The 5,993-nt window shown below is 70.1% G+C and carries 5 protein-coding genes; 2 read left to right on the top strand and 3 right to left on the bottom strand.

The window, feature by feature from the left end; translation table 11 throughout:
• Positions 1-234: 234 nt before the first annotated feature.
• The 3 genes from QH270_RS00100 to QH270_RS00090 form a co-directional block, all read right to left on the bottom strand.
• Positions 235-687: a GNAT family N-acetyltransferase gene (locus QH270_RS00100; RefSeq protein ID WP_280338308.1), complete on the bottom strand. Its 453-nt coding sequence runs from the start codon at positions 685-687 to the stop codon at positions 235-237.
• 103 nt (positions 688-790) lie between these two features.
• A complete protein-coding gene (gene htpG, locus QH270_RS00095; RefSeq protein ID WP_280338307.1) occupies positions 791-2,761 on the bottom strand; it encodes a molecular chaperone HtpG in 1,971 nt (656 codons plus the stop codon).
• A gap of 13 nt (positions 2,762-2,774) precedes the next feature.
• The gene (locus QH270_RS00090) at positions 2,775-4,370 is read right to left on the bottom strand and encodes a TM0106 family RecB-like putative nuclease (RefSeq protein ID WP_432420265.1); all 1,596 of its coding nucleotides are present in this window, start codon (positions 4,368-4,370) and stop codon (positions 2,775-2,777) included.
• A gap of 238 nt (positions 4,371-4,608) precedes the next feature.
• Between QH270_RS00090 and QH270_RS00085 the strand changes: the two genes are divergently transcribed.
• Both QH270_RS00085 and QH270_RS00080 read left to right on the top strand, forming a co-directional pair.
• Entirely contained in the window at positions 4,609-5,283 is a 675-nt protein-coding gene (locus QH270_RS00085) for a DUF6474 family protein (RefSeq protein ID WP_280338305.1), read from the top strand.
• An 8-nt stretch (positions 5,284-5,291) separates the two neighbouring features.
• Entirely contained in the window at positions 5,292-5,918 is a 627-nt protein-coding gene (locus QH270_RS00080; RefSeq protein WP_280338304.1) for a hypothetical protein, read from the top strand.
• Positions 5,919-5,993 lie beyond the last annotated feature (75 nt).

Genomic DNA, 5,993 nt, shown 5'->3' with positions numbered 1-5,993 from the left:
CCCCCCGGCCCCCCCGCCCCCCCCCCCGGGGCCCCCCCCCCGGGGGGGTTCCCCGACCTACCGGGGGGGCGCGTACCCCCTCCCCGCGCACACGCCCGGCCCCCTATTCCGGGGGGGGGGCTGTCGCGCGTCCGGCGGTCGTCGTCGGGCGATCAGCTCCGGCCCGCGTCCCAGGCAGCGGCCGGCCGACGACATACGCGGAACAGTGGCCGGAAACCGCAGGGGCCGAAGCCCTTAGAGCGTGCGCTCGAAGGTGATCAGGGCGCGGCCGGGGCCGTTGTAGTCGGGGATCGGGCCCGCGACGGTGAAGCCGAGGCTGCGGTGGAAGTCGATGGAGGTGAAGTTGGCCGGTGAGGTGATGGCGGTGACCACCTTTCGGCCGTCGGCCCTGGCCAGCTCGAAGAACTGGTCGTAGAGGGTGCGACCGAGACCGACCTTGCGGGCGTCGGGACGCACGCCGACGAAATGGATGTAGGCCGCGTCGGGGTCGGACGGCGAGCCGAAACCGATGAGGAAGCCGGAGATTCCGTCGTCGTCGCTGGCCACCAGGCTGGTGCGGTGGAAATGGTCGAGGAACAGCCTGGGCAGACTGGGGACAACGGTTCTGCCCCACCAGTGATCGACCACCCCGATCAGGCCGTCGTAGTCGCCGGGTCGTGCCCGGCGGATGTCGTGCCCCTCCGCCATAACTCCATAGTGCGGCTTCACCGCCCGACCGGCACCCGTATTCCACACTGTGGAACCCGCCTCCCCGCGAACGCCGTGCCGCGAGGAGACGGGTGCGATCGCGTCAGACCGTGCGGGTCAGGCGTTCGGTGAGGAGGTGGGCGAAGCGGGCCGGGTCCTTGAGTTCGCCGCCCTCGGCGAGAACCGCGGTGCCGTAGAGGAGTTCGGCGGTTTCGGCGAGTTCGGGGACCTTGCCCTCGTCGGCGTCGGACTTGCGGGCGTCGTAGGCGTCGCGCAGACCGGTGACCAGCGGGTGGGTCGGGTTGAGCTCGAGGATGCGCTTGGATTCCGGCAGCGCCTGGCCCGAAGCGCGGTACATGCGCTCGAGCATCGGGGTGAAGTCGAAGACGTCACCGACCAGGCAGGCCGGCGAGGTGGTGAGCCGGTTGGTCAGGCGCACCTCCTTGGCGACCTCGTCGAGGGTCTTGCCGAGCCAGGCGAGCAGGTCGGCGAAGTCCTTGTCCTGCTGTTCGCGCAGGGCCTCGGTCTCCTTCTTCTCCTCCTCGGTCTCCAGGTCGACCTCGCCCTTGGCGATGGACTGGAACTTCTTGCCGTCGAACTCCGGCACCGAACCGACCCACATCTCGTCGACCGGATCGGTCAGGATCAGCACCTCGCGTCCCTTGGCCTTGAACGCCTCCAGGTGCGGCGAATTCTCCACCTGCGCACGGCTTTCGCCGGTCATGTAGTAGATCGCGTCCTGGCCCTCCGGCATCCGCTCCACGTACTGCTTCAGTGTGGTGAGCTCGGATTCCGAGGCGGTCGAGGCGAACGAGGAGACGGTGAGCAGGGTTTCGCGGTTGTCGGTGTCGGACAGCAAGCCCTCCTTGAGGACTCGGCCGAACTGCGCCCAGAAGGTCTGGTACCTGGTCTGGTCCTCGGCGCCCTGCAGATCCTTGACCGTCGAGAGCACCTTCTTGACCAGGCGCTTGCGGATCATCTGGATCTGGCGGTCCTGCTGCAGGATCTCGCGGGACACATTGAGCGAGAGGTCCTGCGCGTCGACCACACCCTTGACGAAGCGCAGGTACTCCGGCATCAGCTCTTCGCAGTTGTCCATGATGAACACGCGACGCACGTAGAGCTGCACACCGCGCTTGTGCTCGCGGGTGAACAGGTCGAACGGCGCGGTCGACGGGATGAACAGCAGCGCCTGGTACTCGAAGGTGCCCTCGGCCTTCATCGGGATGATCTCGAGCGGCTCGTCCCAGGCGTGCGAGACGTGGTGGTAGAACTCCTTGTACTCCTCGTCGGAGACCTCGCTGCGCGGGCGCGTCCACAGCGCCTTCTGCGAGTTGAGGGTCTGGTCCTCGACGATGGTCTTCTCGACCTTGTCCTCGCCCTCCCCCTCCATCACGGTGCGCTCGACCTGCATGCGGATCGGCCAGGCGATGAAGTCGGAGTACTTGCGGACGATCTCGCGCAGCTTCCATTCCTGCGTGTAGTCGAAGAGGTGATCGTCCTCGTCGGCGGGCTTGAGCTCGAGGGTCACCGCGGTGCCCTGCGGGGCGTCGGCGACGGTGTCGATCGTGTAGGTGGAGCTGCCCGCGGCGGCTTCCCAGCGGGTGCCCTCGGTCTCGCCCGCCTTGCGGGTGGTCAGCGTGACCTTGTCGGCGACCATGAAGGTGGAGTAGAAGCCGATGCCGAACTGGCCGATCAGCTCCGCTGTGTCGAGACGGTCGGCGGCTCCGCCTTTGGCCTCGGTGAGCTTGCGGCGCAGCTCGGCGGTGCCCGACTTGGCGAGGGTGCCGATCAGGTCGACGACCTCGGCGCGGGACATGCCGATGCCGTTGTCGCGCACGGTCAGGACCCGCTTGTCGGCCTCGACCTCCAGCTCGATGTGCAGGTCGGAGGTGTCGGCGACGAGGTCCTTGTCCTGGAACGTGGCCAGCTTCAGCTTGTCCAGTGCGTCGGAAGCGTTCGAGATCAGCTCCCGCAGGAACGTGTCTTTGTTGGAGTAGACCGAGTGGATCATCAGCTCCAGGAGCTGATGGGTCTCGGCCTGGAACTCGAGGGTTTCGACGTGCTCTGTCACGGCACCGATGTTATTACCGTCCGAAGTCGGCCAGTGAGGGAACCTCGGCGACGGCCCGCTGTGACATCCACTCCCGGAGGACCTGGGTGGCGCGGACGTCGTCCTCGTTGTATTCGAACAGGCGGGTGCGCTGGGACATGTCGATATCGGCGTCGTAGCCGACGGCGCGGCGGTACCAGCCCATGGAGGCCTCGCCACCCGCTTCCGGGTCGCGCCAGCCGAAGCCGGCGACGGGGGCGATCTTCTTGAGGCCCTTGCCGTTCGGGCAGATGAACTGGTCGGTCACGGCCTGGAACATGTCGACCCACTCGGGGGAATCGACGAAGGCGCGGACCTCCTCGTGGGTGGGGACGCCGGGCTTGCCCGCGAAGCGGCGGGCCGACTCGTAGAGCCACTTGTCCTCGGCGGTGCGCGAATAGCAGTAGGCGGCGAAGGTCTTGCCCGCGGCGTGCGCGTCGGCGCGCACGCGCATGAGCCAGGTCCAGAACTCGCCGAAGGAGCGGCCCTCGTCCTCGGTGGGCAGCGGGTCCCAGGTGACGAACGGGCGATACACCCCGTCGAGCAGCGTGCCCCACAGGTAGGCGCCGTCCTCCTGGTAGCTCTCCAGGTCGACGTCGACCTCCACGTCGGCGCGGCGCACGCTCACCGTGTCGAAGCGGCGCACCAGCGGCGCGCCAGCGATCCAGGCGCGGGCGGTGACCACGGTCTCGGAGAACGGGCCGTGCTGCCAGTCGTCGGGGTCCTCGCCCTGCCACGCGGCCAGTTCGTCGACGGTCTGCACACCGTGCACGCGCAGCACGTCGGCCCGCGAACCGGGCGCGACCAGGCTGACGTCGCGCATGACCGCCAACTGTCCCTCGCAGCTCGGCTCCCCGCCGGGGCCCCGCACCCACCAGGGGCACTGCCTGCACTCGGGCACCTTCGACGGCTGCGTCGGTAGTTCGCCGCGGACCACGGCGATGCGGTCGCCGTAGCGCAGGTCGTAGTCGGCGAGCACGGTGGTGAGGTCGTGCACCAGGATGCGGTCGAAGGCGAGGCCGATCGCACCGCCGACCAGGGCGGGACTGGCCATGCCGTGCCGCTGCAGCATCCGGTACAGATGCGCGAGGCGCTGCTGGTCGCGCGGCTGCGGGCGCAGCTTCACGTGCTTGTCGCGGCGCGGCTCCCAGCGGTGCAGGTCGGAGGTGAGCGGGTGGAAGTCGGCCGGATCGGGGCGGCGCGGGTCGGTGATCTTGTGGTTGACCACGATGATCGGGATGTAACCGCCGCGATCGAGATCGCGCAGCAGGAACTCGGCGCCGCCGCGCCTGCCGGTATCGGGCTCCTGTGGCAGCAGCCCACCCCAGATGCGGGCGGCACCCGCTTCCATCGCGGCCATCGTCGCCGCTGCCTTCTCCCGCGCGCGCAGCGCCGGGTCGATCACCACCCAGTCGGCGGGGGCGGCCGAGACCAGTTCGTCGCGCACCCTGGCGCGATGGGTGCTCGCCGCCTCCCTGCGCTGCTGGACGCCCGGGTCCTCCCTGACCTCGGCGATCTCCTCGGGATACTCGGCGTCCAGGCGCAGGCGATGCCTGCAGCCGATCAGCGAGCGCGCGTCCAGGAAGGCGATCCGGGCCTCGGCGACCCCGGTTTCGGCACCTCGGTCGAGCGCAGCGGAAGCGGGGGCCGGGCGATGCACCGGCCCGCCGTCGAAGTCGTCCTCGGCTGCACGCACGCAAGCAGTATGGTCCCTCCCCCCGACACAATGCCCAATCGCTACCCTCATCCCACTACGCTACGAAGTACGGCAGGTCGCTCTCGGCGGCACTGCCTCATGACTTGGCGAGCATGACGGAGGGCCTGATCTCATGGGGTTGTTCAGCAAGCGCAAACGGCGGCCGAGCCGACGCGCGGAGGCGAAGGCGCTCAAGCACAAAGCCGCCGTCGAGGCGAAGCTCGGCGCCAAGAACGAGCGCAAGGCGGCCAAGGCGAGCGAACGCACCACCCGCAGGGCGGCCAAGGCGCAGGCCAAGACCGAGGCCAAGGTGGCCAAGGCGCAGATCGCGACCCTGCAGGCCGAGGAGAAGGCCGCCGAGAAGCTGGCGGCCAAGGCCGACCGCGAGCTGTTCAGCGCGAGCCAGATCCGCAAGTACATCGGGGTGGCCAGGGTGCTCGTCCCCGTGCTCACGCCGCTGGCCTATCGCGCCGCGACCTTCGTGCGCGGCCAGCTCGACGCGCGCAAGGCGCAGCAGCTGGGCATCGGACTCGACCAGCTCGGTGAGTTCAGCGGCCACGGCGCGCGCCTGCAGGCCCGCATCACCAACACCGAGAACGCGCTCGACAAGGTCGCCGCCGACGCGCCCGGCGACGCCGACACCAAGAAGTTCGTCGCGGCCGCCCGGTCGCGGCTGGCCGATCTGACCGTCGCGGTGAACACCGCCGAGCAGATGCCCGCCGCGCGCCGCAAGGCCGTGCACGCCTCCATCTCGACCGAGCTCTCAGTGCTCGAGAACGACGCGCTCGCCCGCCTCGGCGTGCGCTGACCCGTCCCGTGCCGACGCCGCAGCTCACCGCCCGCCTACGCGGTGGTGGCTGCGGCGTTCTCGTCGGCGCGCTGGCCGTCGCCGCGCATGGGATCGCCGGTGGCGCGATGCCCGGGTCGGCGGATATCGCGCTGCTGCTGCTGGTTTCGCTCGCGGCGGGGATGCTCGCTTCGGGCGCCGCCGTCCGGCGGGGTGCGCGACGGCGGTCCGCTGCCCCGCGCCCGACATGGGATCCGCTGAGCCGTCGGTGGGCGGCAATTTCCGCACACGCCGGGAGCGGGCCGGTGCCGGCTACGGCCAGACCCGCGCTTGCCGTGCTCGCCGGGCAGTGGGCCGGGCACTACGCGCTCAGCTGGTCGCCCGGGCACCACGAGGGCGTCGACGGGATCGCGCATCTGCCCGGCCTCCCGATGATCGCGGCCCATGTGCTCGCCGCCTTCGTCTGTGCCGCACTGATTCTCGTCGCCGAACGGCTGTACCTGGCGGCGTCGGGTGTGGTCCGGGCACTGCTGCGGCAGCCCGGCGTGCCCGTCGCCGCTCGGGTCGCCCGCTGGGTGGACGCCCTGCCCTTCGTCCCCGTCCTCCGTCCGAAGGGGGGGGGGGGGGGCCCGCCGCCCCCCCCCCGGGGGGGGTGAGCCCCGAGCAGAAGACAAAGAAGGAGGGCAACGGGTGAAGAAGGACGAAAACACACACGCCCGCCCCCCCCCCCG

The sequence above is a fragment of the Nocardia neocaledoniensis genome (assembly GCF_029868625.1).
Lineage (GTDB): Bacteria > Actinomycetota > Actinomycetes > Mycobacteriales > Mycobacteriaceae > Nocardia > Nocardia neocaledoniensis_A.
Note: the sequence above shows the minus strand (reverse complement) of the source record. Positions and strands in the feature narration are given on the sequence as shown.

Coding starts and splice junctions, on each gene's coding strand:
- QH270_RS00100 (WP_280338308.1), bottom strand. CDS start 687: ATGGCGGAGGGGCACGACATCCGCCGGGCACGACCCGGCGACTACGAC.
- QH270_RS00085 (WP_280338305.1), top strand. CDS start 4,609: ATGGGGTTGTTCAGCAAGCGCAAACGGCGGCCGAGCCGACGCGCGGAG.